This is a genomic window from Streptomyces celluloflavus (assembly GCA_000720995.1).
Taxonomy (GTDB): Bacteria; Actinomycetota; Actinomycetes; order Streptomycetales; family Streptomycetaceae; genus Streptomyces; species Streptomyces celluloflavus.
The window spans coordinates 1-23,379 of sequence record JOEL01000054.1; the positions used below are offsets into that span (position 1 = coordinate 1).

20 protein-coding genes are annotated in these 23,379 nt (G+C 73.5%); 8 read left to right on the forward strand and 12 right to left on the reverse strand.

Features of this window, described 5'->3' with window-relative positions:
- Positions 1 to 372 precede the first annotated feature (372 nt).
- Positions 373 to 1,374, forward strand: coding sequence for a tryptophan--tRNA ligase (gene trpS / locus IH09_RS30910; RefSeq protein ID WP_052860875.1), 1,002 nt, complete (start codon positions 373 to 375; stop codon positions 1,372 to 1,374).
- A gap of 68 nt (positions 1,375 to 1,442) precedes the next feature.
- On the opposite strand, the gene proC is transcribed toward trpS, so the two are convergent.
- Positions 1,443 to 2,252: a pyrroline-5-carboxylate reductase gene (gene proC, locus IH09_RS30915; RefSeq protein WP_052860876.1), complete on the reverse strand. Its 810-nt coding sequence runs from the start codon at positions 2,250 to 2,252 to the stop codon at positions 1,443 to 1,445.
- A gap of 831 nt (positions 2,253 to 3,083) precedes the next feature.
- Here proC and IH09_RS30920 point away from each other — a divergent pair.
- Complete coding sequence (locus IH09_RS30920) at positions 3,084 to 4,490, forward strand: M1 family metallopeptidase (protein ID WP_052860843.1); 1,407 nt, start codon at positions 3,084 to 3,086, stop codon at positions 4,488 to 4,490.
- Between the two features lie 245 nt (positions 4,491 to 4,735).
- On the opposite strand, the gene IH09_RS30925 is transcribed toward IH09_RS30920, so the two are convergent.
- Complete coding sequence (locus tag IH09_RS30925) at positions 4,736 to 5,281, reverse strand: hypothetical protein (RefSeq protein WP_052860844.1); 546 nt, start codon at positions 5,279 to 5,281, stop codon at positions 4,736 to 4,738.
- 53 nt (positions 5,282 to 5,334) lie between these two features.
- Positions 5,335 to 5,697: a peptidase gene (locus IH09_RS30930; RefSeq protein WP_165484923.1), complete on the reverse strand. Its 363-nt coding sequence runs from the start codon at positions 5,695 to 5,697 to the stop codon at positions 5,335 to 5,337.
- A gap of 245 nt (positions 5,698 to 5,942) precedes the next feature.
- Here IH09_RS30930 and IH09_RS30935 point away from each other — a divergent pair, with 245 nt between their 5' ends.
- On the forward strand, positions 5,943 to 8,477 hold the full coding sequence (locus IH09_RS30935; RefSeq protein WP_052860845.1) for a serine/threonine-protein kinase: 2,535 nt from the start codon (positions 5,943 to 5,945) through the stop codon (positions 8,475 to 8,477).
- A 127-nt stretch (positions 8,478 to 8,604) separates the two neighbouring features.
- Here IH09_RS30935 and ilvD read toward each other — a convergent pair whose 3' ends face one another.
- From ilvD to IH09_RS30950, 3 genes are all read right to left on the reverse strand, one after another.
- Positions 8,605 to 10,512, reverse strand: a complete 1,908-nt coding sequence (ilvD, locus tag IH09_RS30940) for a dihydroxy-acid dehydratase (protein ID WP_052860846.1) — start codon at positions 10,510 to 10,512, stop codon at positions 8,605 to 8,607.
- 254 nt (positions 10,513 to 10,766) lie between these two features.
- Positions 10,767 to 11,591, reverse strand: a complete 825-nt coding sequence (locus IH09_RS30945) for a sugar phosphate isomerase/epimerase family protein (RefSeq protein WP_172451020.1) — start codon at positions 11,589 to 11,591, stop codon at positions 10,767 to 10,769.
- Positions 11,592 to 11,709: 118 nt separating this feature from the next.
- Positions 11,710 to 12,642 carry a Ppx/GppA phosphatase family protein gene (locus tag IH09_RS30950; protein WP_052860848.1) on the reverse strand — a complete coding sequence of 311 codons (933 nt, stop codon included), beginning with the start codon at positions 12,640 to 12,642 and terminating at the stop codon, positions 11,710 to 11,712.
- Positions 12,643 to 12,700: 58 nt separating this feature from the next.
- Between IH09_RS30950 and IH09_RS30955 the strand changes: the two genes are divergently transcribed.
- Positions 12,701 to 13,537, forward strand: a complete 837-nt coding sequence (locus IH09_RS30955) for a hypothetical protein (protein WP_052860878.1) — start codon at positions 12,701 to 12,703, stop codon at positions 13,535 to 13,537.
- A 61-nt stretch (positions 13,538 to 13,598) separates the two neighbouring features.
- Here IH09_RS30955 and IH09_RS30960 read toward each other — a convergent pair whose 3' ends face one another.
- On the reverse strand, positions 13,599 to 15,431 hold the full coding sequence (locus tag IH09_RS30960; RefSeq protein WP_052860849.1) for a BACON domain-containing protein: 1,833 nt from the start codon (positions 15,429 to 15,431) through the stop codon (positions 13,599 to 13,601).
- Positions 15,432 to 15,661: 230 nt separating this feature from the next.
- Here IH09_RS30960 and radA point away from each other — a divergent pair, with 230 nt between their 5' ends.
- Positions 15,662 to 17,074 (forward strand): DNA repair protein RadA, encoded by a 1,413-nt coding sequence (gene radA, locus IH09_RS30965; protein ID WP_052860850.1) that lies wholly within the window; start codon positions 15,662 to 15,664, stop codon positions 17,072 to 17,074.
- A gap of 120 nt (positions 17,075 to 17,194) precedes the next feature.
- Positions 17,195 to 18,319 carry a DNA integrity scanning diadenylate cyclase DisA gene (disA, locus tag IH09_RS30970; protein ID WP_052860851.1) on the forward strand — a complete coding sequence of 375 codons (1,125 nt, stop codon included), beginning with the start codon at positions 17,195 to 17,197 and terminating at the stop codon, positions 18,317 to 18,319.
- Between the two features lie 110 nt (positions 18,320 to 18,429).
- Here the strand turns inward: disA and IH09_RS30975 are convergent, their stop codons facing one another.
- Both IH09_RS30975 and IH09_RS39395 read right to left on the reverse strand, forming a co-directional pair.
- The gene (locus IH09_RS30975) at positions 18,430 to 19,425 is read right to left on the reverse strand and encodes an NAD-dependent epimerase/dehydratase family protein (RefSeq protein WP_052860852.1); all 996 of its coding nucleotides are present in this window, start codon (positions 19,423 to 19,425) and stop codon (positions 18,430 to 18,432) included.
- Between the two features lie 74 nt (positions 19,426 to 19,499).
- Positions 19,500 to 20,312: a hypothetical protein gene (locus IH09_RS39395; protein WP_052860853.1), complete on the reverse strand. Its 813-nt coding sequence runs from the start codon at positions 20,310 to 20,312 to the stop codon at positions 19,500 to 19,502.
- 257 nt (positions 20,313 to 20,569) lie between these two features.
- On the opposite strand from IH09_RS39395, the gene IH09_RS30985 reads away from it, so the two are divergent.
- Positions 20,570 to 21,154, forward strand: a complete 585-nt coding sequence (locus IH09_RS30985) for a phosphatase PAP2 family protein (RefSeq protein ID WP_052860854.1) — start codon at positions 20,570 to 20,572, stop codon at positions 21,152 to 21,154.
- Between the two features lie 82 nt (positions 21,155 to 21,236).
- Here IH09_RS30985 and IH09_RS30990 read toward each other — a convergent pair whose 3' ends face one another.
- From IH09_RS30990 to IH09_RS38195, 3 genes are all read right to left on the reverse strand, one after another.
- Complete coding sequence (locus IH09_RS30990; protein WP_052860855.1) at positions 21,237 to 21,737, reverse strand: pyridoxamine 5'-phosphate oxidase family protein; 501 nt, start codon at positions 21,735 to 21,737, stop codon at positions 21,237 to 21,239.
- A 103-nt stretch (positions 21,738 to 21,840) separates the two neighbouring features.
- On the reverse strand, positions 21,841 to 22,077 hold the full coding sequence (locus IH09_RS30995; protein WP_052860856.1) for a DUF7848 domain-containing protein: 237 nt from the start codon (positions 22,075 to 22,077) through the stop codon (positions 21,841 to 21,843).
- A complete protein-coding gene (locus IH09_RS38195) occupies positions 22,077 to 22,283 on the reverse strand; it encodes a hypothetical protein (protein ID WP_190233456.1) in 207 nt (68 codons plus the stop codon). Before IH09_RS38195 ends, IH09_RS30995 begins: the two co-directional genes overlap by 1 nt.
- Before the next feature lie 155 nt (positions 22,284 to 22,438).
- Between IH09_RS38195 and IH09_RS31000 the strand changes: the two genes are divergently transcribed.
- Positions 22,439 to 23,170, forward strand: a complete 732-nt coding sequence (locus IH09_RS31000; RefSeq protein WP_052860857.1) for a GntR family transcriptional regulator — start codon at positions 22,439 to 22,441, stop codon at positions 23,168 to 23,170.
- Positions 23,171 to 23,379: the final 209 nt, after the last annotated feature.

A 23,379-nucleotide genomic window follows, 5' to 3' on the forward strand; every position in this document is an offset into this window, starting at 1 on the left:
CATAATCGAGTCCCGGTCCGAATTCCGGCATGCCGAAATTGTTCCCGGTGAGGGACCGTGCAGTAGTGGTGTGCCGCTGAAGCGGCGGGATGGCTGCCGGGGGCCTGTCGGCTCCGCGGCAACTCGGAGAACACTACACGAGGGGGTCAGGTGCATCAAACCCGTGCCGGGCGGGCGTTGGCGGGGTACGTTGAGGCCATGACTACGCATGCGCTCGTACAGCAGTGGTGGCCCGCCTGACGGCGGCCGACCACCAGCGCATGCAGACCACGGCCGCCGCTTCGGCGGCCGTTCGCGTATCTCCATCTCGTAGCCGGCCGGCGAGGGCGACGGTCCCGACAGCGGTACGGGAGAGATGGATTCATGGACGACATGGCGAAAACGCGCATCTTCAGTGGCGTAAAGCCGACGGGACACCTGACGCTCGGGAATTACCTCGGGGCGATGCGACGCTGGGCCGACGAGGACCAGCACCGTGCGGATGCCTTGTTCTGTGTGGTGGATCTGCACGCGCTGACCGTGGAGCACGATCCGGCGCGGGTGCGGCGGCTGAGCCGGCAGGCCGCGACGCTGCTGCTGGCCATGGGGCTGGATCCGGAGCGGTGCACGGTGTTCGTGCAGAGCCAGGTGGTCGAGCATGCGCGGCTGTCGTATCTGATGGAGTGCACGGCCACGGACGGCGAGATGCGGCGCATGATCCAGTACAAGGAGAAGGCCGCGGGTGAGCGGGCGCGGGGCGGGAGTGTGCGGCTGTCGCTGCTGACGTATCCGGCGCTGATGGCGGCGGACATCCTGGCGTACGGGACGCACGAGGTGCCGGTCGGCGAGGACCAGGCACAGCATCTGGAGCTGACCCGGGATCTGGCGGTGCGGTTCAACCAGCGGTACGGGCCGACGTTCGTGGTGCCGAAGGCAACGCATCCGCAGGTGGCGGCGCGGGTGATGGACCTGACGGAGCCCACCTCGAAGATGGGGAAGTCGAACGGTACGACCGCGGGGATCGTCTATCTGCTGGACGAGGCGGACGTGGTGCGCAAGAAGGTGATGCGCGCCGTGACGGATGCGGGCCGGGACGTCGTCTACGACAGGGCGGAGCGGCCGGGAGTCGCGAATCTGCTGGATGTGCTGGCGGCCTGTACGGGTGGTGAGCCGGCGGAGCTGGCCGGGGCGTACACCTCGTACGGGGCGTTGAAGAAGGACACGGCGGAAGCGGTGGTGGAGCTGTTGCGGCCGGTGCGGGAGCGGCATGCGGAGCTGGCCGCGGACGGCGGGTACGTCGATTCCGTGCTGCGGGCCGGGGCGGACCGGGCGCGGGAGATGGCGCGGCCGCGGGTGGATGCGGCGTACCGGGCGGTGGGGCTGCTGCCCGGGTGAAGCGCGGCGGGGCGGCCGTCCCTGTGCAGTCGGGGCGGCCGCCCGGTGGTGGGTGTGCGGGGTGTGGGTCAGCTGTTGCCGGAGGCGAGTTCGCGGCTGCGGTCGCGGGCCGCCTCCAGGGCGGCGAGCATGGCGGCGCGTACGCCGTGGTTCTCCAGTTCGCGGATGGCGTTGATGGTGGTGCCGGCCGGGGATGTGACGTTCTCGCGGAGCTTGACCGGGTGTTCGCCGCTGTCGCGGAGCATCACGGCGGCGCCGATGGCGGCCTGCACGATCAGGTCGTGGGCCTTGTCGCGGGGCAGTCCGAGGAGGATGCCGGCGTCGGTCATCGCCTCGACGAGGAAGAAGAAGTACGCCGGACCGGAGCCGGAGAGCGCGGTGGCGGCGTCCTGCTGGGACTCCGGGACGCGCAGGGTCTTGCCGACGCCGGAGAAGATCTCCTCGGCGCGGGTGAGGTGGGCTCCGGTGGCGTGGGTGCCGGCGGAGATGACGGACATCGCCTCGTCCACCAGGGCGGGGGTGTTCGTCATGACGCGGACGACGGGGGTACCGGCGGCCAGCCGCTCCTCGACGAAGGCGGTGGGGATGCCGGCCGCGCCGCTGATGACCAGCCGGTCGGCGGGGACGTGCGGGGCCAGTTCGTCCAGGAGGGTGCCCATGTCCTGGGGTTTGACGGTGAGGATGAGGGTGTCGGCGGACTTGGCGGCCTCGGCGTTGCTGACCGCTTCGACGCCGTAACGGGCGCGCAGCTGTTCCGCGCGTTCGGGGCGGCGGGCGGTGACCAGCAGGTCAGCGGGCGCCCAGCCGCCTCGGATCATGCCGCTGAGCAGGGCTTCGCCGATTTTTCCGGTGCCGAGTACGGCGACCTTCTGGGTCATGCTGCGGTTCACCTCGCCGGTGGTGCCTGATCGGTTACGCCGTCATCCTCGCACCCGGGGGCGCGCGGTGCGGGGGCGTTCCGCGGGCCGGGACGCCGTGGTGCGCCCAGGACGCCGGGGTGCAGACGGTAGGCCGTACGGCCGGGCATCGGTCTCGGTCGTCGGGCCGTACGGCGGCGGGCGGCGCCGCGGGGCAGTGCGGGGAGGACGCAGTCGGTGACGACGGCGGGGGGGACCCTTCGGCTGCGTCGGCCGCCGGAAAGCGCGTCGGGGTGAGGCCGATGTCCTCGATGGCGCGGGGAGCGGCTCTCGCGGTGCTCGGGGCGGGTGGCCCGGCCGGGGTGCGGGGTGCGTGCGGGGCGCACAGCGCGGGCACACGGGCGGCATACGGACGACTCACGTACGACCGGCGAACGGCCACGTACGCCCGCACCCGGCCCCACCCACGAGCCGGGCCACGATCGGCCACGGCCCGGACCAGAAGTCGTTCACGCGTAGTCCAGAAGCAGCACAGAAGCGATCCAAGAGCCGCCCAGCAGCAGCCCGGTAGCAGCCCAGAAGTAATCCACACATGGTCAGCGCCCGGTCGAAGGTGGGCATATCGCGAGCCGTCCCACGGGACACATCACGGGACGCCTCACGAACGCGGGAGAGACAGCGAGACATATAGCGGAGCGCAATGCCAGCTAATGACCGATAACGCCTCACATGACCACAATCCCCCATCCAACCGGAAGTGACCGGCGTTGAGCCGGAAATGACCGTAGGGTCGGGGAAATCGCGAACGACGAACTCGTGAACCACGAACTCGTGAACGAATTGAGGAGTCCTGTGAACCGCCGGCCTCTCCGCTCCTGCGGTGCGACTGCTGCCCTGTCCGTCGCCCTGCTGCTGTCCTCCTGCACCAACGGGGCCGTGGGCGGCGGCGCGGCGGGCGCGGGCGGGGTCGGCGATCCGCTCTTCCCGGCGCTCGGCAACGGCGGCTACCGGGTCAGCCACTACGGGCTCGATCTCGACTACGACGTGCCGACGAAGCGGCTGGCCGCGACCGCCGAGATCACCGCCGATGCCAAGCAGGACCTGCGCTCCTTCCAGCTCGACCTCCAGGGGCTGACGGTGTCCGGCGTCCGGGTCGACGGCAAGGACGCCTCCTTCACCCGCAAGGGGCACAAACTGACGGTCCGGCCGCCCGACGGGCTCAAGAAGGGCGCGAAGTTCCGCACCACCGTCACATACGGCGGGATACCGCAGGAGATGACGGACGCGGACGGCGCCACGGAAGGCTGGGTCAAGACCGCCGACGGCGCGTTCGTGGCCGGTGAGCCCGCCGGGTCCATGACGTGGTTCCCCGGCAACAACCACCCCAGCGACAAGGCCGCGTACGACTTCCGGATCACCGTGCCGCAGGGCTACACCGCCGTCGCCAACGGCGAGCTGCGCTCGAAGAAGACCGCCCGGAGCAAGACGACGTACGTATGGCACAACGGCGAGCCGATGGCCAGTTACCTCGCCACCGCCACGATCGGCCAGTTCGAGGTCCACGAGTCGCGCACGCCGGACGGGCTGCCGCTGTACGTCGCGGTGGAACCGTCGCTGGCCGCGGAGAGCGCGAAGCCGCTGGCGCGGCTGCCGGAGATCCTCAAGTGGGCGAGCGGCCAGTTCGGCGCGTACCCCTTCTCCTCCGCCGGGGCGATCGTCGACCGCACGCCGAAGCGGGTCGACTGGGGCGCCCTGGAGACCCAGACCAAACCGATCTACGCGGGCGCGCCGTCGACCAAGACGGTGGTGCACGAGACGGCTCACCAGTGGTTCGGGGATTCGGTGACGCCGAAGACCTGGCAGGACACCTGGCTCAACGAGGGCTTCGCCACCTACGCCGAATGGCTGTGGGAGGAGCGCGAGGGCGGCGAGAGCCCGCAGGAGCAGTTCGACGCGCTCTACGACACGGACGAGGACGACAAGGTCTGGCACTTCCCGCCGGGCGACCCGGGCAAGCCGGAGAACGTGACGGGCACGCCCGTCTACGAGCGCGGCGCGATGGTGCTCCAGCAGCTGCGGAACGCCGTCGGCGACAAGACGTTCTTCTCGATCCTGAAGGAGTGGCCGGCCAAGTACCGCCACGCCAACGCGGACTCGGAGGACTTCATCGCCTTCTGCCAGGAGCGCACCGACGAGGACCTGACCGACCTCTTCGACGACTGGCTGTACGGGGAGGGCAAACCGGACTGGGAGTACTGACAACCGGTCCACAGGCTTGCGGGCCTACGGGACGGCGGGACTGCCGGCTTATGGGACAGCGGGACTGCGGGCTTACGGGTTCGCGTCCCCTCTCCCCCGGGTCGGGGCGGCCGGCCGGAGGGTGACGGTCAGTTCGAGCGCGTACGCCTCCGCCACGATGCCGTCGGGGAAGACCTCCAGCAGCGCGGCACGTTCGGCTGCCAGGACGGGAGCAGTCGATGAGGGCGGCCCCGCCGCCCGGCCGGTCAGCGGTGCTTTTTCCCCTTCGGGCGGGTCTTCCGGGCCGCCGGGTTGCCGGTGCGGGCGCCGCGGCGGCGCTCGAAGCGCTCGCGGGCCGTTTCGTACTCGGTGCGGCGCAGTTTCTCGCCGGGGGCCTCGACGATGCTGCGGCAGAAGTAGGCGAGCAGCGATCCGATGAAACCGATGAGCATCAGGCTCTGCCCTGACTTGTCGGCCGCGCTCCGGGCGGCCGGGTCGGGGCGGCGGACGAAGCCGTCCCAGGTGCGCCGGAAGGCGAGCGCGCTGCAGATGGCGAAGGCCGCCACGACGAGGAGGCCGACGAACGCGCCGACGTCGGCGACCTCCAGCCCCTGGAAGGCGAAGCGCAGCACCAGCGCGCCGGCCACGGCGAGCACGAGCGAGCCGGCCGCGACACCGGCGCGGCGCAGGCCGTAGCCGCCGTCGTGGTGAACCCAGGTGGTGCCGAAGAACCGGATCTCCTCCGGCTCGGGGCCGCCCTGCTCGGGACCGTCCCGCTCGGGGCCGCCGGGCGTCGTCTGCGCATCGCTCATGGCATCGATTATCCCCGGGCGGCCGGGGACGGCGGCGTGGCCGGCCGGGCGGTTCAACCGGTGCAGCGCGGCGCCACCATGCCGCTACTGCCCGTGTAGACGTAGGTGTCGGAGATGTACTGGCCGGGCGCGATGTTGTCCCAGATGTCCGAGGTGCCGTACGGGCCGCTGACCGACTGGCCGCGCCGCTGGCAGCGGACCGCGACCCGCGCGTCGTACGCCAGCTGCCGCACGATCGGGGTGTCGGTGCCCGGCCCCTTGCGGACGTTGACGCGGTAGCCGGGGGCGATGGGGAAGGAGAGGGTGGCGGCGGCCGCCAGGAGGGTCGGCTCCGCCGTGTCCCCGGCCGGTCCGGCCTCGGGTCCGGCGGTCGCTTCCGCGGCGTCCGGGTAGCCCTGATCGGGCGCTGTGCTCATATCGTGTTCCCCCCATTGGCTGGTGCCCGCCGCGGGGTGCCGTCGGCGGCGCCGCGCCGGGCCGCGCCCCGTAACCGGGCGCTTAGGTCCTGCGACGCGCACGCTAGCAAGCTTCAGCCGTTTCGTACGCGCTATCGACTAGGCTCCGCGCGTCGCAGCCGCGACCGAAATACGCGGGAAACCACGCGAGAACCACGCGGGGACAACGCGAGCAACAACGCGGGGAACATCACGGGGGTGGAAGGATGCCGTCGCTGCGTGATTCCGGGGCCGGCCCGGAAGCGGAGCATCCGGAATACGCCGGGCAGTACCGGCTGGAAGCACGGCTGGGCGCCGGCGGAATGGGCGTGGTCCATCTGGCGCGCTCGTCCTCCGGACTGCTGCTCGCGGTCAAGGTCATTCACGCCGAATTCGCCCAGGACCCGGAGTTCCGGGGGCGGTTCCGGCAGGAGGTGGCGGCCGCGCGGCGGGTCAGCGGGGCCTTCACCGCGCCCGTCGTGGACGCCGATCCGGACGCCGGCCGGCCCTGGATGGCGACCCTCCACATCCCCGGCCCGACCCTCTCCGACCATGTGAAGCGGAACGGCCCGCTGCCGCCCGCCGCGGTGCTGCGGCTGGCGTCGGGACTGGCGGAGGCGCTGCGCGACATCCACCGGGCGGGGGTGGTGCACCGCGACCTCAAGCCGGGGAATGTGCTGTTGGCCACCGACGGTCCGAAAGTCATCGATTTCGGCATCTCGCGCCCCTCCGACAGCGAAATGCGCACCGAGACCGGCAAGCTGATCGGGACACCGCCGTTCATGGCGCCCGAGCAGTTCCAGCGGCCGCGCGAGGTGGGCCCGGCGGCGGATGTCTTCGCGCTGGGTTCCGTCCTGGTGCACGCCGCCACCGGGCGCGGGCCGTTCGACTCGCACAGTCCGTACCTGGTGGCGTATCAGGTCGTGCACGACGAGGCGGATCTGACGGGTGTGCCGCACGAGCTGGTGCCGCTCGTCGAGAGCTGCCTGGCGAAGGACCCGGCGGACCGGCCCACACCGGACGCCCTGATGGCGCTGCTGCGCACCGACGTCCCCACACATCCGCAGATCGCGCCGGTGCACGAGCTGCTCGCCTGGACGCGGGGCGGACCGGCGGAGGACGGGCCGGCTGAGGACGGACCGGCGGAAGGCGGTCGGGTCGGGGACGGTCCGGGCCGGGACGGTCCGCCGGACAGCCGTGGTGCCGCGGACCGTACGGGTGCCACGGGCGGCGCGGGTGCCACGGACGGCGCCGCCGGAAGTCCGCAACCGCGGGTACCGGGCCAGCGGCAGCCGGTGCGCGACCGGTTCACGTCCGCGCGGGCCGAGGACACCCACGTCCGCGCCCGTACGCCGGAGCGGTCACGGGCCCTCGCGCCGCCCGCCGCCACACCTCCCGCCGCGGCCCGTACCACCGCAGCCCGTACCACCGCGGCGGACGCCCCGGACCCGGCCGCCCCCGGCTCCCCCCTGCCCGCCGGTAGAGCCGCCGGCCGCCGCACCCGGCCGCGCCGCCGCTGGCCGGTCTGGGTCGCGGTGGGTCTGGCCGTCGCCGGGGCGGGGACGTTCGCGGGCGTCCGGGCGGTGTCCGGCGGAATCCCGGACCACGATCCGGCGCTGGAGACGCATCCGCCGCGCACCGGCCCCGCCGACTTCCGCCCCTGGCGGACCCCGCTCCTCCAGCGCCCCGTGGGCTACGCCGCGGAGATGCCGTTCTGCACCACGGGTACCGGCGGTGACGCCCCCTCGGCCCGTCCCGCCCCCGCCGTCTTCTGCGTCCAGTCCGGAGTGCAGGCCGCCCGGCTCGACCCGGACACCGGCCGCGTGGTCTGGCGGCGTACCGGCGGCCCCGCGGGCAAGGCCGACGCCCCGCCGAGTGCGCCGGTGCTGTCCGGCGGCCTGCTGTACGTCTTCTCGCCCGACGGCACCCGGCTGACGGCGCTCGACCCCTCGGCGGACGGGCAGGGCGCGACCCGCTGGACCCAGGACCTCACCGGCTACCCGGGCGGCGCCGCCGTCATCGGGGACCGGGTACTGCTGGCCGCCGGGGACGGCACCGTCACCGCGCTCGACAGCGCGACGCACCGGCAGCGGTGGCGCAAGCGCTTCCCCGGGCACGCGCCGGCGGTGTTCACCACGTTCGACGCCGGACGCACCGCGTACGCCGCCACGCCCGCCGCCGACGGCACCGGCACACGGGTCACCGCCATCGATCCGCGGGACGGCACGGTCCACTGGGCGCGGCGGCTGGCCGGTTCGCTCACCCCGGTGGGCACCGGCGCCGGCGGCGCGCTCTATCTCACCGCCGCCGACCCGAGGCTGGACTTCCGTACCTCCGCCGTCGTCCGCCACGACCCGCGGACCGGGCGCACCGAGCGGCTCCCGCTGACCGCGCCGCTCGACGGGGTGGCCGCCGTGGTGCGCGGCGAGACGGTGTACCTGCTGGCCGAGGGCGGTGCGCTGCAGGCCGTCGGGGAGCGGACCTGGGATCTGGAGACCTCGGTCAGCCGGGGCTCGGCGCCGGTGGCGGCCGCGGACGGCCGGCTGTACTTCACCGCCGCGGACGGCCGGCTGCTGGCCGTCGACGCCGCGAAGGGGGCGCTGCTCGGGCAGACCCGGCCGCGGCTGGCGGCCGACCGCCACCACGGCTACCTGGAGTCGCTGCCCGCCCCGCTGGTGGACGCGGCGCGTGGCCGGATCTACGCGGCGGCGCCCGACGGCACGGTCTTCGGCACGGCGACCGAGGACCCGGCCCGGTGGTGACGGCGGCCCCGTAAAACCCGGCCGCCGGCCTTCAAGTGCCGCGCCGTACCGGGTCGGACCACACACGCGGGCCCCGTCCGCCGGGAGCAGCGGACGGGGCCCGTGTCCCGTACGGGGGGGCCGGCGGTCAGCCCAGCTTGCTCACATCGCGCACCGCGCCCTTGTCCGCGCTGGTCGCCATGGCCGCGTAGGCGCGCAGCGCCGCGGAGACCTTGCGCTCGCGCGTCTTCGGCGCGTACACCCCGCCCAGGGCCTCCCGGCGGGCCGCCAGCTCCGCGGCGGGGACGACGAGTTCGATGGTGCGGTTCGGGATGTCGATCCGGATCCGGTCGCCGTCCTCGACGAGCGCGATGGTGCCGCCGGACGCCGCCTCGGGCGAGGCGTGGCCGATGGACAGACCGGACGTGCCGCCGGAGAAGCGGCCGTCGGTGACCAGTGCGCATGCCTTGCCCAGGCCGCGGCCCTTGAGGAAGGACGTCGGGTAGAGCATCTCCTGCATACCGGGGCCGCCCTTGGGACCCTCGTAGCGGATGACGACCACGTCGCCTTCCTTGACCCGCTTGCCGAGGATCTTCTCGACGGCCTCTTCCTGCGATTCGCAGACCACGGCCGGGCCCTCGAAGGTCCAGATGGACTCGTCGACGCCCGCCGTCTTCACGACGCAGCCGTCCTCGGCGAGGTTGCCCTTGAGGACCGCCAGACCGCCGTCCGCGGAGTACGCGTGCGCCAGGTCGCGGATGCAGCCGCCGGCCGCGTCGACGTCCAGGGTGTCCCAGCGCTCGGACTGCGAGAAGGCGGTGGCGGAGCGCTTGCAGCCGGGGGCCGCGTGCCACAGCTCGACGGCCTCGGCGGACGGCGAGCCGCCGCGCACGTCCCGCCCGCCCGTCTCCCGGCCACCACCCCCCGATGACGCGGCTTTGCCGCGGATGTCCCATTTTTCAAGCCAGTCGGCGAGCGAGGCGCTGTGCACCGTGTGGACTTCCTCGTTCAGCAGTCCGGCGCGGTAGAGCTCACCGAGGATGGCGGGGATGCCGCCGGCCCGGTGCACGTCCTCCATGTAGTACGTACCGCCCGGTGCGACGTTCGGTGCGACCTTGGCCAGGCAGGGCACCCGGCGCGAGACCTCGTTGATGTCGTCCAGGTCGAAGTCGAGACCGGCTTCCTGGGCCGCGGCGAGCAGGTGCAGGATCGTGTTGGTCGAGCCGCCCATCGCGATGTCCAGGGCCATCGCGTTCTCGAAGGCGGCGCGGGTGCCGACGTTGCGCGGCAGGACGGTGTGGTCGTCCTGGTCGTAGTAGCGCTTGGTGATCTCCACGACCGTCCGGCCGGCGTTCTCGTACAGCGCCCGGCGGGCGGTGTGGGTGGCCAGCACCGAGCCGTTGCCGGGCAGGGAGAGGCCGATCGCCTCGGTCAGGCAGTTCATCGAGTTGGCGGTGAACATGCCGGAACAGGAGCCGCAGGTCGGGCAGGCGTTCTCCTCGATGCGGAGGATGTCCTCGTCCGAGACGTTCTCGTCGACCGCGTCCGAGATGGCGTTGATCAGGTCCAGCTTGCGGACCGTGCCGTCGACGAGGGTGGCCCGGCCGGCCTCCATCGGGCCGCCGGAGACGAAGACCGTCGGGATGTTGAGGCGCATCGCGGCCATCAGCATGCCGGGCGTGATCTTGTCGCAGTTGGAGATACAGATCAGCGCGTCCGCGCAGTGCGCCTCGGCCATGTACTCGACGGAGTCGGCGATCAGATCGCGGGAGGGCAGGCTGTAGAGCATGCCGCCGTGGCCCATGGCGATGCCGTCGTCGACCGCGATGGTGTTGAACTCGCGCGCGATACCGCCCGCCGCGTGGATCGCCTCGGAGACGATCCGGCCGACCGGCTGGAGGTGGGTGTGGCCCGGTACGAACTCGGTGAAGCTGTTGGCCACGGCGATGATCGGCTTGCCGAAGTCCTCGCGCGCTACGCCCGACGCCTGCATAAGGGCGCGGGCGCCGGCCATGTTGCGGCCATGGGTAACGGTGCGGGACCTCAGATCGGGCACGATGGTCACTCCCTCGGGGTTCGTACGAAGCCGTCCACGACACCGGGCGGGCCACACGGGGGAGCCACTGCTCCGCGGCGGGTATCCGCGCCATGTACCGGCCAGGTATCAGCTGACGCCGAGGTTACGCCCCCGATCCAAGATCCGGACAGCGACTCCGGAATATGAGACGGCTGACCGGACTGCGGACACCGGGCGGGCGGCGCTCCGGAGGGGCGCGGTACGGGGACGGGGGCCGGTGCCCGGCCCCGTCCTTACGAGCCCGGCACCCGGGTGGGCGACGCCAGATGCAGCCTGGTGAAGGCCAGCGCCTCGGCGAGGTCCGTCTCGCGTTCCGCGGCGGACATCGCCCGGCGGGTGTTGACCTCGACCACCACATGGCCGTCGAAGCCCGCGACGGCCAGCCGCTCCAGCAGTTCGGCGCACGGCTGGCTGCCGCGCCCCGGCACCAGGTGCTCGTCCTTGGCGGAGCCGTTGCCGTCGGCGAGGTGGACGTGGGCCAGCCGGTCGCCCATCCGGTCCACCATCTCCAGCGCGTCACTGCGCGCGGTCGCGGTGTGCGAGAGGTCGACGGTGAAGTGCCGGTAGTCGTCGGTGGTCGGGTCCCAGTCCGGGGCGTACGCCAGCATCTCGCGGTCCCGGTAGCGCCACGGGTACATGTTCTCGACGGCGAACCGGACGTCCGTCTCGTGCTCCATCCGCCACACACCGCGCACGAACTCCCGCGCGTAGCTGCGCTGCCAGCGGAACGGCGGGTGGACGACGACCGTCGTGGCGCCCAGCTTCTCCGCGGCGTTGCGGGCGCGCTGCAGCTTGACCCACGGGTCGGTGGACCACACCCGCTGGGTGATCAGCAGACACGGCGCGTGCACGGCCAGCACCGGCACCCCGTGGTAGTCCGACAGCCGGCGCAGCGCCTCGATGTCCTGGCTGACCGGATCGGTCCACACCATGACCTCGACGCCGTCGTAGCCCAGGCGCGCGGCGATCTCGAAGGCCGTCGCCGTCGACTCCGGATAGACCGAGGCCGTGGACAGGGCGACCTTCGCATCGGGGATGCGCACCACTGGCTCTGTCACGAGGGACAGCGTACGGGCCGCGGCCGCGCGCCGGGCAGGAGGTACGGACGGCCGGGCACCGCCACCGGGGCGGCGGTGACGCGTGCCACACGAGGCCGGGGAGCGGCGGCCGGTCCGGTCACGGCGCCGGAAGATGGTCCAGCCGGCGCAGGATGACGCCCTCGCGCAGCGCCCACGGGCAGATGTCCAGGGTCTCCACCCCGAACAGGTCCATCGCGGCCTCGGCGACCAGTGCCCCGGCGAGCAGCTGGCGGGAGCGGCCCTCGGACACGCCGGGCAGCGCGGCCCGGTCCCGCCCGGACATCCCGGCCAGCCGCGGCACCCACTCCTCCAGCGTCTTGCGGGACAGTTCCCGCTGGATGTACAGGCCGTCGGCCGACCGTGCCGCGCCCGCGATCCTGGCCAGCTGCTTGAAGGTCTTGGAGGTCCCGACGACGTGGTCGGGGCTGCCGTACCGGGTGAAGTAGCTCACCTCCCGGGCGATCTCGGCCCGTACCCGGCGGCGCAGCGCCCGTACGTCGTCGGCGTCCGGCGGGTCGCCCCGCAGCGCGGTGGCGGTCAGCCGGCCGGCGCCGAGCGGCAGCGAGGCCGCCGCGTCCGGCTCCTCGTCCAGGCCGTAGGCGATCTCCAGGGAGCCGCCGCCGATGTCCAGCACCAGCAGCCGGCCCGCGGACCAGCCGAGCCACCGGCGGGCGGCGAGGAAGGTGAGCCGCGCCTCGTCCTCGCCGGACAGCACCGCCAGTTTCACGCCGGTCTCCTGGGCGACCCGGCGCAGCACCTCCTCGGCGTTGGCCGCCTCGCGGACCGCGGAGGTGGCGAACGGCAGCACGTCCTCGACGCCCTTGTCCTCGGCGACCTGCATCGCCTCCCGGACGGTCGTCTCCAGCCGCGCCACCCCGGCCTCGCTTATGGCGCCGTCCGCGTCGAGGAGTTCCGCCAGGCGCAGCTCCGCCTTGTGGGAGTAGGCAGGCAGCGGGCGCGCGCCGGGGTGCGCGTCCACCACCAGGAGGTGGACCGTGTTCGAACCCACATCGAGGACACCGAGTCTCATACGGGAAACCTAACCGGCGGCGGCGGGGAACCGGTGACGGCCGCCTTAGTCTGGAGTGGTGGCAAAGACGAAAAAGGCGAAGCAGGAAAAGGCCCTGAAGAAGGCGGAAAAGCGGCGCGCCCAGGCAACGGCGGAAGCGCGGCGTCCGTCCGACGAGGTCGGCCTCGACTTCGCCCGCGCCTGGGTCACCTTCCCCGACCCGGCGGACGACGAGCAGCTCTTCCGCTGCGACCTGACCTGGCTGACGTCCCGCTGGACGTGCATCTTCGGCAGCGGCTGCCAGGGCATCGAGGCCGGCCGCGCGGACGACGGCTGCTGCACGCTCGGCGCGCACTTCTCGGACGAGGAGGACGAGGAGCGGGTGGCCGGGCACGTGGCCCGGCTGACGCCCGACCTGTGGCAGTTCCACGATGTCGGCACGGACAGCGGCTGGATCCAGGAGGACGAGGACGGCGACCGGCAGACCCGGCGCTGGCAGGGCTCGTGCATCTTCCAGAACCGCCCCGGTTTCGCGGCCGGCGCCGGCTGCTCGCTGCACATCCTCGCGCTGCGCGAGGGCCGCGAACCGCTGGAGACCAAGCCGGACGTCTGCTGGCAGCTGCCGGTCCGGCGCACCTACGACTGGATCGACCGGCCGGACGACACCCGCGTCCTCCAGGTGACCATCGGTGAGTACGACCGGCGCGGCTGGGGTTCCGGCGGCCATGACCTGCACTGGTGGTGCACCTCCGCGACCTCCGCGCACGGTGCGGGCGATCCGGTGTACGTCTCGTACGCGCCCGAACTGACCGAGCTGATGGGCAAGGAGGCATACGCCACGCTCGTCCAGCTCTGCGAGGAGCGGCTGGCGGCGGCGCTGCCGATGGCGCCGCACCCCGCGGACCCGCGCCCGTAGCGCGGGCGACAGGCACCCCGCCGGGGGCCGCCGGGCACCCGCCCGGCGGCCCCCGGCGCGTTCAGCGGACGGGGCCGGCCGGGAACGGCCGCCACCCCGGCCCCGCCGGGGCGAAGGCCGCCGCCGGACCGGTCGCGGTGGGGGCGGGCACCGGGGCCGGCGGCGTGTGCGGGCGCACCGGTACGGGCGCCGGGGCCGCGGGGCCTGACGGGGCCGGGGCCGGGCCGCGGCCCTCCATCAGGACGGCGCCGCCGCCGGGGCCGATGGCGATCCGGGACCGCCAGGGCCCCGCGGGCTCCCGGTCGCGGTCGACCTGGACCCGGACGTCCGAGGACTCACCGGGCCGCAGCTTCCCGGCCGTGTGGCTCAGCCGCAGCCAGACCGCGTCGGCCGACGCCGTCCAGCGCACCGGCGCCCCGCCGGAGGCGCTGAGCGTGATGACCGTCGCCGGGCCGCTCGGCTGCGCCGCGACGGTCAGCCGGCCCGGCCCCCGCCGCGCCCGGCCCGCCGCGAGCGACCGCACCGGGGTTCCGGCCGCGCCGCTCACCCGGGCCGGGGCGGCGGGCGTCCCCGCGGTGTCCGGCGGACCGGGCGCCGGTGGCCGGGCCGGGATCGGGGTCGGAGTCGGAGTCGGAGTCGGAGTCGGCCGCAGGCTGCCCGCGTTCTCGTACGGGCGGCGGCCCGCCCGGTCCCCGGCGTCCGGTCCGCCGGCCGCCGTCGCGGGGGAGCCGCCGGCCTCGTCGGCCGCCGGGGCGCCGCGGTACGCCACCCACAGGACCGGCACCGCCGCCGCCAGCACCGTCGCCACGACGGTCGTGGTCAGCGCCCGGCCGCGCAGCCGGGCACGGCGGGCGGCCCGGCCGCCGCGGCCGAGCGGGAATCCGCTGCGGTCATAGCGTGGAGAACCGTTTGTCCTACTCATTCGGCTCATCCGGCTCATCGGGACAGCACGGCCCGAACCCGGCGCGCCCGCGCCCGCCACCCCCTCGGCGCGCCCCGACCGGGACCGCCGGGCCGCCGCCAGCGCCCCGAACACGGCCTCCCGCGGGGCCGGGACCAGCGGCAGCGTGCCGTGCGCGGCCGGTGCGGTGCCCGGCCACGGTCCGGCGGCGGTGGCCCGCTCGGCCGTCCGGCGGCACTCCGCGCAGTCGTCCACATGGCGCACCAGCACACGGCGGAGCACGGCGCCCAGCAGCATCGGGGCCTCGTCCGCGAGCCGCGCGACATCGGGACAGCGGCCGTACTCGACGACGGCCAGCGCGGCGCGGGTCCGCTCGACCTCGCAGGACGCGGCGGCCAGCAGCGTGCGCAGGGCGGCCGGTTCCGCGCCGAGCACCGCGGCGACCTGGCCCGCCGGGAGGCGGTGGCGCACCGACAGCTCCAGCGCCTCGCGCTGCTCGGGGGTGGTGCCGACCGCCTCCGGCCAGGCGAGCGCCGACAGCTCCAGCCGTCGCCGCCGGCTCGCCGGGCGGGCCGGTCCGGCGGCCGGACCGGGCCGCTCGGCGAGCCGGCGCAGACAGGCCCAGCGGGCCAGGGCGTAGAGCCAGGGGCGGTAGAGGCCCGGGGCGGCGGGGCCGCGGCCGCGGTGCCGCTCGGCGAGCGCGAGCACCTCGCCGAGGACCGCACTCGCCGCGTCGTGGTCGCCCAGGACGGACAGGCAGTACGTGAACAGCCCGTCCAGATAGAGGTGGTAGCGGTCCGGACAGTCCTCGCGGTCGAGCCGACCGCGGTGGTCGGGGTGGTCGGGGCCGTCGTGCGGGTCGGGGCGGTCCGGCCGCCGGTGCCGCGCGGCCCGGCCGGCGGGCTGCGGCTGCGGCCGGCTCCGGTGCGGGGCGCCGCTGCGCGACCGGTGTGCGCCGGTGCCGTGCGTGGGGTGCTCGGGCCTGCTGCTCATCACCCGGCGACGGTAGGCGGATGGTGCAGCCGCTCTCGGCCGCCCGGAACACTTTTAACCCTTACGGGTGACGATCTCCCTCAAAAGGGGACACGAGGCGCCCCGCACCCGCCGTATCCGCCGCGCCCGTACCCACCCACACCCACCCATCCCCTACTCGCCGGTGCGTCCGATCGGCGCAACGGGCGGCACCGTCATCCGTTGTCGTACCCCGCCGATACGGTGACCTCATGGCAACCCGTAAAACGTCGGCCAAGGAGCGCCCCTCCTATCGCTGCACCGAGTGCGGCTGGACCACCGCGAAGTGGCTCGGCCGCTGCCCCGAGTGCCAGGCGTGGGGCACGGTCGAGGAGTTCGGCGGCGCCCCCGCGGTGCGGACGACCGCGCCCGGCCGGGTCACCACCGCCGCGGTGCCCATCGGCCAGGTCGACGGCCGGCAGGCCACCGCCCGCTCCACCGGGGTGCCGGAGCTGGACCGGGTGCTGGGCGGCGGGCTGGTCCCCGGCGCGGTCGTGCTGCTCGCGGGCGAGCCGGGCGTCGGCAAGTCCACCCTCCTGCTGGATGTCGCCGCCAAGGCCGCCTCGGACAACCACCGCACCCTCTACGTCACCGGCGAGGAGTCCGCCAGCCAGGTGCGGCTGCGCGCCGACCGCATCGGCGCCATCGACGACCACCTCTATCTGGCGGCCGAGACCGACCTCTCCGCCGTGCTGGGCCATCTGGACAGCGTCAAACCGTCCCTCCTGATCATGGACTCCGTGCAGACCGTCGCCTCACCCGAGATCGACGGTGCGCCGGGCGGGATGGCGCAGGTCCGCGAGGTGGCCGGGGCGCTGATCCGGGCGTCCAAGGAGCGCGCGATGTCCACCCTCCTGGTCGGCCATGTCACCAAGGACGGCGCCATCGCCGGCCCCCGGCTGCTGGAGCATCTCGTCGATGTCGTGCTCAGCTTCGAGGGCGACCGGCACGCCCGGCTGCGCCTGGTGCGCGGCGTCAAGAACCGCTACGGCACCACCGACGAGGTCGGCTGCTTCGAGCTGCACGACGAGGGCATCACCGGCCTCGCCGACCCCTCGGGCCTCTTCCTGACCCGCCGCGCCGAGCCGGTGCCCGGCACCTGTCTGACGGTCACCCTGGAGGGCCGCCGTCCGCTGGTCGCCGAGGTGCAGGCGCTGACCGTCGACTCCCAGATCCCCTCCCCGCGGCGCACGACCTCCGGTCTGGAGACCTCCCGGGTCTCGATGATGCTCGCCGTCCTGGAGCAGCGCGGCCGGATCAGCGCCCTGGGCAAGCGGGACATCTACAGCGCGACGGTCGGCGGGGTGAAGCTGACCGAGCCCGCCGCCGACCTGGCCGTGGCGCTCGCGCTGGCCAGTGCGGCGAGCGACACCCCGCTGCCGAAGAACCTGGTGGCGATCGGCGAAGTCGGGCTGGCGGGCGAGGTCCGGCGGGTCACCGGTGTGCAGCGCAGGCTGTCCGAGGCGGCCCGGCTCGGTTTCACGCACGCACTCGTACCGTCCGACCCGGGCAGGATCCCCGACGGGATGCGGGTGCTGGAGGTCGCCGATGTCGGCGCGGCGCTGAGCGTGCTGCCCAAGCGGGTGCGGCGGGAGGCTCCGCAGGAGGAGGAGCGGCGCCGGTAGACTTTGCCCTGGTCTCGCCCGTCACCGCAGTACTGCCCCGGCACACGCACCTCCGCCGGCGCGTCCCACGACGAGGGCCGGGCGGCCCGCGGACCGACAGACTTGCGACGGAGGAGTGCAGTGGCAGCCAACGACCGGGCATCGTCTCCCGGCAGGTCCGGCGGGAGCCCCGGCACCGAGGGCCTGATGCGCGCCTCGCTGAGCGCCGTCGCGCCCGGTACGGCGCTGCGCGACGGTCTGGAGCGCATCCTCCGCGGCAATACGGGCGGACTGATCGTGCTCGGCTTCGACAAGACCGTCGAGTCGATGTGCACCGGCGGTTTCGTGCTGGACGTGGAGTTCACCGCGACGCGGCTGCGCGAACTGTGCAAGCTGGACGGCGCGCTGGTGCTCGACAAGGACATCACCAAGATCCTGCGGGCCGGTGTGCAGCTGGTCCCGGACGCCTCCATCCCGACGGAGGAGACCGGCACCCGCCACCGCACCGCCCAGCGCGTCTCGATCCAGGCCGGTTTCCCGGTCGTCTCGGTCAGCCAGTCCATGCGGCTGATCGCGCTGTACGTCGACGGTGAGCGCCGCGTCCTGGAGGAGTCGGCCGCGATCCTCTCCCGCGCCAACCAGGCGCTGGCGACGCTGGAGCGCTACAAGCTCCGGCTGGACGAGGTCGCCGGCACCCTCTCCGCCCTGGAGATCGAGGACCTGGTGACGGTCCGCGATGTCACCGCGGTCGCCCAGCGTCTGGAGATGGTCCGCCGGATCGCCACCGAGATCGCCGAGTACGTCGTCGAACTGGGCACGGACGGCCGGCTGCTCACCCTCCAGCTGGACGAGCTGATCGCCGGTGTGGAGCCCGAACGCGAGCTGGTCGTCCGCGACTACGTCCCCGAGCCGACCGCCAAGCGCTCCCGTACGGTCCCCGAGGCGCTCGCCGAGCTGGACGCGCTCACCCACACCGAGCTGCTCGAACTCCCCATCGTGGCCCGCGCGTTGGGCTACAGCGGCTCGCCCGAGACGCTGGACTCCGCGGTCTCGCCACGCGGTTTCCGGCTGCTGGCGAAGGTCCCCCGGCTGCCGGGCGCGGTCATCGACCGCCTGGTCGACCACTTCGGCGGCCTCCAGAAGCTGCTCGCCGCGAGCGTGGACGACCTGCAGGCGGTGGACGGTGTGGGCGAGGCCCGCGCCCGCTCGGTCCGCGAGGGCCTGTCCCGGCTCGCCGAGTCCTCGATCCTCGAACGGTACGTCTGACCGGCGGCCTCCTCCTGGCGTTCCCGGCCCGCGCGGCGCACCCCGCGCGGGCCGTATGCGTTCCGCCCGTACGCATTTCGCCCGTACACGTTCCGCCCCGGGCCGGAGCCTCAACCGCCCAGTACCGCCGCCTCCTTCTCCGGGGGCAGGCCGACGGCCGGGCGGTCGGGGCGCTGCGGGGCCACCCCGCCGATGGAGCGCAGCCAGGACCAGGTGTCGGCCACCGTCTCGCCGACGGGGCGGCAGCGCAGGCCGGTGGCGACGGCCCTGGACACATCGCCGGCGTGCAGCGTGTCGTGCAGTTCCCCCGGCGGCAGCCAGACGGGCAGTTCGGACCAGGGCTCGATACCGGCCGCGAGCACGTCCGCCGGGTCGGTCCAGCGCAGTTCGGCGGCCGCGCCGGTGACCCGTACACAGCTCTCCAGCAGTTCGCCCATGGTGCTGTGTCCCTGCGGGCTCACCACGTTGTACGCGCCGCCGAGCCCGTCGCGCACCGCGTCCAGCGTCCATTCCGCGAGATCGCGGGCGTCGATGTACTGGAGGGGCAGTTCGCGCGGTCCGGGCGCGAGCACCGGGCCGCCGCGGGCGATCCGGGTCAGCCACCACGGCAGCCGGCCGATGTTCTCGCGGGGGCCGAGGATCAGCCCCGGGCGGACCAGCAGCGCCCGGTCCCCGAAGGCGCCGACCGCGGCCAGTTCACCGCCGCGCTTGGCCGCGGCGTAGTCGTCCGCGTCCGTGGCGTCGGGGGAGCCGGTCACCAGTGGGCCCTGTTCGTCGAGACCGGCCGCCGACGGGAAGGTGTGGACGGACCGGCTGGAGACATAGACGTACGTTTCGGCCCGCCCGGCCAGCAGCCGCGCCGCGTCCCGCACCGCCGACGGTGCACCGCTCCAGGTGTCGACGACGGCGTCCCACTCCCCCGTCGCCAGGTCCGCGAGCCCCGCTGTTTCCTCCGAGCCGCCGCGGTCGCCGTGGCGGACCGTCACCCCCGGCGGCGGCGCGTGGTGCCCGCGGTGGAACACCGTCACCTGCCAGCCCCGGGCCAGCGCCGCCTCGGCGACCGCCCAACCCACGAACTCCGTACCACCCAGTATCAGAAGCCTCATACGGGCGACTGTGCCCCACGCGCACCGCGCCGACCAGTACGGTGCGGCACGCTCTCAGCGGAATCCCGCCCCGCTCAGTCCTTGGTGAGGACGAAGGACGTCCGGGCCGCGGACAGGCCCGGCACCTTGGCCTCGATGAGGTACGTACCGGCCGGCACCGCGGCCGCGCTCGGCGTCGCGCAGTGCGGGGCGCTCGCCTTGCGGTCCCACTCGACGGTGCGCTTCATGGCGCCCTTCGCCGGCACCTGGAGCAGCGCGGGGCCGGTGGCCGACGGGCAGTCGTCGGAGGCCCACACCCGGTCGTCGCCCGCGGTGTCGGTGATGGTGAGCACCGCGGACTTCCGGCCGAGGTCCACCTTGCAGGCGGCGTCCGCGGAGTTCTTGACGGTCAGCTCGAACTTGGGCTTCGTGTCCGGGCCGTAGGAGTTCTTGACGCTGTGCAGCGCCAACTCGGTGGTGTCCGTGGCGCAGTTCGCGACGGCGGCACCGGCCGCCAGTGCGTCCTTGCCCGAGCCCTCGCCGATCGGGACGCCGGCCCCGGCGCCGCCGCCGGAGCCCGTACCGCCGCCGGAACCTCCGCCGCCGCCCGGCTCGGAGCCGCCGCCCGCCGAACCGGAACCGGAGCCGCCGCCGCCCGACTCATCGCGTCCGCCCGGCTTTTGGCTGATCGCCGGGCCGTCGGAGGACGGTCCCGGCGTGATGGACGTCGCGGGCCCCGACCCCTTCGATCCCTTGCTCTCGTCGGCGGTCTTCGCGCCGGTGCCGCCCAAGTTGACGGCCCACACCACCAGGAGGGCGAGTACGGCGACGATGGCCAGCGCAACGGCCCTCCGCCGCCAGTAGATGGAGGAGGGGAGCGGCCCGATCGGATTGCGCAGTGATCCCACGCGGAAACTCTACGAGAGAACGGCGCCCGCACCGTCCAGTACCCGCCGTACGAAGCTGCAACTTTTCTCATCATCGGCCCGGAAGCGGTCCGGAGACGAACCGCCCGCCCCAATTTCCGCCCATTTCGCATGAATCGGACGGTAACGGACCGTTTCGGACTGCTTACGATCGACTACGCAATCCGACTTTCGTCAGATGTACCTCCGGCCGATCGCCGGATGCGAGAAGGGGTTCACCTTCCGTACCGTCAACGTCCATGAACAGCACCGATCTCTATCGCGACATCACCGACCTCGCGCATGACTCTCCCGACTGGATACGCACCTTGGCCGACCTGGGCACCTCGGGCGGGCTGCTGCTCTTGATGGCGGTGGCGGTGCTGGGCTGGTGGCGGTCGCGGCGCGGCGAGGCGCGCGCGGTCGCGCTCGCGGTGCTGGTGCCGGTGGCGACCATCGCGGCGTATGCCCTGAGCGAGATCGTCAAGAGCCTGGTGAACGAGGAACGGCCGTGCCGGGCCGTGGCGGGGGCCGCCGCCTCGATCGTGCCGTGCCCGCCCGAGGGCGACTGGTCCTTCCCGAGCAACCACTCCACGCTCGCGGCGGCGCTGGCCGTGGGCATCGTCTTCGCCTGGCGGGCCGCCCTCTGGCTCGCGCTCCCGGTCGCGCTGCTGACCGGCTTCTCCCGGGTGTTCGTCGGCGTCCACTACCCGCACGACGTACTGGTCGGCCTCGGCCTGGGCACCCTGGTGGCGGCACTCTGCGTGGCGCTGCTCACGGGCACGGTGACCAACCTGGTGCTGCGGATGCGGTCGGGCCGCTGGCGGATCCTGGTCTCCGCGTAGCCGACCGCCCGGCGCGGGCCGGCCGGTCAGGGGGCACGGCCGTCCGCCGCCGGACGGTCCGGCCGGCCGACCCCCCGCCGGACTACGGGCCCGCCGGGGCCCGCCACTCCTCCTTGTGCCCGAAACCCCGCCCGTTGTCGATCAGCCGCAGCCAGTCGGGGCGCAGCTCCCACAGCGCGGTCCGCTCCAGCGCCGCGCGCAGCCGCTCGCTCTCCCCGACGAACGGGAACCGCTCGGTATAGACGCGCCAGCCCGCCGCCCGCTCGGCCCCGGCCAGCGGGCGGCACCGCCCCCGGCCCTGGAGCCCGGTCAGCCCGCTCCACTCCTGGCCGTCCCGCTGCGCCGTGAACGCGACCCGCGCCCCGGACTCCCCGAACGCCCGGCCGTGCCGCGTGGTGAGCGCCGTGACGAAGTACAGCACCGGCCCCCGCCCGCCCCCGCCCACCGCGTACAGCACCGCACACGCCTGCGGCCCGTCCTCGTCCACATACGCCAGCGTCATCGTCGAATGCGCACCCAGCGCCTGCCGGATCCCGTCGGGGCAGTCCACGGCGGCCACCTGCGCGCCCTCTGTATCTCCCATACCTGCATCCTCACCCGCCCCGCCTGCCGTCCCCGCACGCGGCCCGTCCCGTACGTCGCGGTAACCGCCCCCGGCCGGCTCGCGACCGGCACGGGGGCGGCGGTCACTCGGCGCGGCCCACCTCGGCGTAGTCCACGAAGGCACGCCGGAACCGGCCGTGCCCGGTGTCGGCGCGGTGCGCCCGCATCCACACCTCGACCGGATGCGGGGTCAGCCACTGCCCGGACTCTTCGCCGCAGTCCTCGACGTCGCCGGACACGCAGACCGCCTCATACGTCGGCGCAGCGGTCACGTCCTGCGCGGTCTTGTACGGCACGAACCTCATCACCGAGCGGGTCATCAGCGCCCCTCGTGAGGGTGCCGCCGGATCTCGATGTTGAGATCGGACACCCGCGACATGTCATGGGCCCTACGAGCCGAACTCCGCTGTTCGGCCAGCGCACCGCAGACATCGCAGTGCGGTACGGGCTCCGGATCCGTCATGGGCGGCGTCACCAGCGGCTCCGGTGCCATCGTCCCCTTCGGTTTCCCGTAGTTCAGGTGCATATCCCACGCCCTTACGCTCGCGCACAGCCAATGACGGCCACCCAGAATGAGCAACCTAGGTCACTGTATCCATGAACTAGGTTTCCTTCCTGGGGATCGAGCAAACTAGTACGCTCAAGAGTGAACTAGATCGCCGATCGCATGGAGTCACGGACATGCCCGACAGCGGCACACCCAAGACATTCGCCCGGATCGCCCATCACTACCGCGAGAAGATCCTTTCCGGCGGCCTCGAACCGGGCGCCAAGCTGCCGACCAACAAGGAGATGGCCGCCAGCTGGGGCGTGGCCGTCGCCACGGTCGGCCGGGCGCTGCAACAGCTCCAGGTCGAAGGGATCATCCGGACCAGCCCGCGGGGGACGTTCGTCGCCGACGACCCCATGGCGGGAGTGTCGGCCCGCGACCGGCTGGCCCGCGTCCAGCGGGTGCGGTCCCTTCTCATGGAGGGCGAGACCAGCGCGGTCAGCTCCGCTTCGCTGGTCGTCCCGCCGCTGTACATCGCCGAAATCTTCGACCTCGACCACGGGGATCAGGTGGTGCGGCGGCAGTACACGACCGGCCGGGGCGGTACGCGACTCACCTTCGGCGTGAACTGGTACCCGGCGCACTTCGCGGCCATGGTGCCCGACCTGCTCAGCACCGGCCGGAAGAAGAACGACGACCTGACGGCGCGGGTCCTGGAAGCGACCGGCCGCCGGATCACCTACGCCCGCGACGATATGCACGGGCGCGCGGCGGACGAACGGGAAGCCTCGCATCTCGGCCTACCGGTCGGTACGCCCATCCTCGCCGGAGCACATCGGTGGGCCGACGACGACGGTGTGATCGAGTACGGGGAATGGTGCCTGCCGCCCCGGATGACGATCGGGTACGAGTACCTGCCCTGACCGGCCTCGGAGCCGCGGCCGGGCCCTGGGCCCCGCCGGCAGCAGCGGCACCGGCGGCGCCCGCCGGGCCGCCCGGCCGCCCGTCACCGGGACAACCGCCCGTCGCCGCCCGTCCCACCGGACGGCGACGTCGGCGACGCGAGCTCCACAAGGCGGCCCCGGCGCACCGGTGCCCAAGGCCGGGGGGCCGCCGCCCGCCGCCGCGTACC

Excerpts from the sequence above, each read along its gene's own strand:
- trpS (WP_052860875.1), top strand. The coding sequence starts at position 373 with ATGGCGAAAACGCGCATCTTCAGTGGCGTAAAGCCGACGGGACACCTG.
- proC (WP_052860876.1), bottom strand. The coding sequence starts at position 2,252 with ATGACCCAGAAGGTCGCCGTACTCGGCACCGGAAAAATCGGCGAAGCC.
- IH09_RS30925 (WP_052860844.1), bottom strand. The coding sequence starts at position 5,281 with ATGAGCGATGCGCAGACGACGCCCGGCGGCCCCGAGCGGGACGGTCCC.
- IH09_RS30930 (WP_165484923.1), bottom strand. The coding sequence starts at position 5,697 with ATGAGCACAGCGCCCGATCAGGGCTACCCGGACGCCGCGGAAGCGACC.
- IH09_RS30935 (WP_052860845.1), top strand. The coding sequence starts at position 5,943 with ATGCCGTCGCTGCGTGATTCCGGGGCCGGCCCGGAAGCGGAGCATCCG.
- IH09_RS30950 (WP_052860848.1), bottom strand. The coding sequence starts at position 12,642 with ATGAGACTCGGTGTCCTCGATGTGGGTTCGAACACGGTCCACCTCCTG.
- IH09_RS30960 (WP_052860849.1), bottom strand. The coding sequence starts at position 15,431 with ATGAGCAGCAGGCCCGAGCACCCCACGCACGGCACCGGCGCACACCGG.
- radA (WP_052860850.1), top strand. The coding sequence starts at position 15,662 with ATGGCAACCCGTAAAACGTCGGCCAAGGAGCGCCCCTCCTATCGCTGC.
- IH09_RS30975 (WP_052860852.1), bottom strand. The coding sequence starts at position 19,425 with ATGAGGCTTCTGATACTGGGTGGTACGGAGTTCGTGGGTTGGGCGGTC.
- IH09_RS30985 (WP_052860854.1), top strand. The coding sequence starts at position 20,570 with ATGAACAGCACCGATCTCTATCGCGACATCACCGACCTCGCGCATGAC.
- IH09_RS30990 (WP_052860855.1), bottom strand. The coding sequence starts at position 21,737 with ATGGGAGATACAGAGGGCGCGCAGGTGGCCGCCGTGGACTGCCCCGAC.
- IH09_RS30995 (WP_052860856.1), bottom strand. The coding sequence starts at position 22,077 with ATGACCCGCTCGGTGATGAGGTTCGTGCCGTACAAGACCGCGCAGGAC.
- IH09_RS38195 (WP_190233456.1), bottom strand. The coding sequence starts at position 22,283 with ATGCACCTGAACTACGGGAAACCGAAGGGGACGATGGCACCGGAGCCG.
- IH09_RS31000 (WP_052860857.1), top strand. The coding sequence starts at position 22,439 with ATGCCCGACAGCGGCACACCCAAGACATTCGCCCGGATCGCCCATCAC.